The sequence below is a fragment of the Bradyrhizobium genomosp. III genome, from assembly GCF_000261705.1.
Taxonomy (GTDB): Bacteria; Pseudomonadota; Alphaproteobacteria; order Rhizobiales; family Xanthobacteraceae; genus Bradyrhizobium; species Bradyrhizobium ottawaense.
The window spans coordinates 1-2269 of sequence record NZ_AJQF01000516.1 but is presented as its reverse complement, the minus strand read 5'-3'; the positions used below and the strand labels follow the sequence as shown (position 1 = coordinate 2269).

Here is a 2269-nt window from a genome sequence, read left to right as displayed (position 1 = left end):
AATCACGTGGCGCTATTTAGGTACAGACCCTAGTCGGGCGCAACACTCGCGTCTGTGCGCTTTCGAACATTCATGGCCCTTCAGGTATGCTAATTCTATGCATCATCCGGCGATAGCCGGACAGGGATGGCTCATCAGCCAGGACGGCCGTCCTCAGCCCGCAATCCCTGAACAGGGGCCGGGTGGAGCACGGCCAAATTTCGCAGCACGATGAGCGGCGAATTTGGCGGTCCGCATAGAACCAAATTCGCGTTTCGGCAGTTGACTCCCGGTGGATCCGAACAAGCAAACTGATTGTTCGGGCCGAGGATAAGTTTAAAAGCTAAGCCGGCACACATGAAGGACCTCCGACGACGTTTGGAAAAGGTCCGCGCTGACGCCAGAGAGTTTACGCTGATGAGTCAGCAGGCGACGGACATGGAAAAGCGCGAGCTGTTTAAGCGCTTGGCGGATGAGCTCGCCTTCGAGGCTCTCGAGCTTGAGCTAATCGTGAAGAAAAATGAGCCACCTAATCCGTGCGGCCAGCACGAGGTCGTGGAGTTCAAGCCACCCTCTCAGCGAAAGCGCGGCTGACGCGGAAGAGCTAGATCGTGCGTGCACGACGGATCTTTGCGGCTCCGCCAGCGATCGCTGCGCCGCCCCACGCCCCCTCTTCGGGCCAGCTGTCCCGCAACGCCCCGCTTGTGGCATCTACCTGACTTTCAGAAGGTTCGCCGCCCTTTTCGCGGCTGAGACAATCCGTACGAGCGCTACGACAAGCACGTAATCGACTTGTCCCATCGGATCTGTGCGCTTTATCGAATGGGTGACGATATAGAGACCAGGAAAAAGCCGAACGGCAATCTGGCCGTGTCCACCCAATACAAAGAACGTCGCACGAGACGTGCATTGTTCTGTCGAAGAGCTTAAAAAAGCTCTTGCGGGCCAATCTTTTAAAGGTGGTGGACGCACCAGGGCTCGAACCTGGGACCCGCGGATTAAGAGTTCAAGACCATTGAACGGCATCCCGAAGCTCGATCGAATCGACTTGAACGTCCTCGTCCAGCTGCAGAAGGACGGCAGGATGACCAACGCCAATCTGGCCGAGGCAGTCGGCCTTTCGGCGAGCCCGTGCCTGCAACGTGTCAAGCGGCTGGAAGCGGCCGGGTACATAAGGGGCTATGGTGCGCAGATCAACCTTGCGAAGCTGACCGAGAGCATAACGGTCTTCACCGAAATCACCTTAGTCGATCACCGCAAGGAAGATTTCGTCAAGTTCGAGTCCTGTATGCGCAACGTCGACGAGCTGATGGAATGCCATCTTATCAGCGGCGGTTACGACTATTTGCTGCGCTTCGTGTGCCGCAACATCAACCACTATCAAGAGCGAATGGAAAACCTACTTGAACGCAACGTCGGCATCGAGAAATACTTCAGCTATATCTTGCTGAAATCTCCCATCGTGAAGCATGCCCTTCCGCTCAAGACACTGCTCGATCCTCAGTGGTCAGGCGACCAACTCGCTGCTGACGCTTCCGCATCACACCCCAGGCTGACTTGCGCTGTTGTTTAGCGGACGGCTTGCTCCAATACCTGCCCATCTCAAGCCTCGCGCATAGAACGCAATCAGCGCCAAGCGCGATCCGTACAAACATCGCACAAGATCGTAGGCTAGCGTGAAATCATACGCAACGCGGCCGCGGAGCGCCTCGAACTTCGATCCCATTGTTCGCCTGCTCTGACTTACTGGTCGCAGCCCCGGGCTTATCCGACCGAGAACGGTTTCGTCGCACGATCGCAACCTTACCGGCGCGGCGAAACTCCGGAAGGCGGAGGCCAATGTTGAGTTGCTTAAAGGGGACAAGTGACTCACGCGCCTCGCAGGATGAAGTCGCTTCTGAGCACAATCGCGATGCGCTAATTGCACACCATCACGCGCCGGTATCGCCCGTAGACGTAGTGGCAGTCACTGTCCGAGGAATAGTCATCGCGCGAACGGCCATAGGTGTAGCCGGCAGAGGCTCCGGCAGCATAGGCGCCTGCAACATAGGCGGCGCGATGGCCGTATTGGTATCCGCCGTAGCGGCCGTGGTCTCCGAAGCGGTTGTAAGTGACCGATGTGCCGCGAACCGCACTCTCCACCGTCGGTCCGCCCCGACCAGCGGCGCCGACACGCCCAGCCGCCGCGAGATCACCGCGCGGTGCAGGTCCAGTACCGAGACGAGGCGCCGGGCCGCCAAGGCCGGCACGGGGGGCACCGCCAGGCCCTATCGGAGGACGAGCTGCGAAA

General features: G+C 58.6%; 2 protein-coding genes and 1 pseudogene. 2 read left to right on the top strand and 1 reads right to left on the bottom strand.

Annotation, left to right across the window (positions count from 1 at the left end):
* Positions 1–336: 336 nt before the first annotated feature.
* Positions 337–573 (top strand): hypothetical protein, encoded by a 237-nt coding sequence (locus tag IC66_RS0140040; protein ID WP_038951231.1) that lies wholly within the window; start codon positions 337–339, stop codon positions 571–573.
* Positions 574–994: 421 nt separating this feature from the next.
* Positions 995–1471, top strand: a pseudogene (locus IC66_RS0140035) (Lrp/AsnC family transcriptional regulator); the annotation flags it as partial.
* A gap of 425 nt (positions 1472–1896) precedes the next feature.
* Here IC66_RS0140035 and IC66_RS48045 read toward each other — a convergent pair.
* Positions 1897–2269: hypothetical protein (locus tag IC66_RS48045; protein WP_038951229.1), on the bottom strand; the 373-nt coding region annotated here is incomplete at its 5' end.

Excerpts from the sequence above, each read along its gene's own strand:
- IC66_RS0140040 (WP_038951231.1), top strand. The coding sequence starts at position 337 with ATGAAGGACCTCCGACGACGTTTGGAAAAGGTCCGCGCTGACGCCAGA.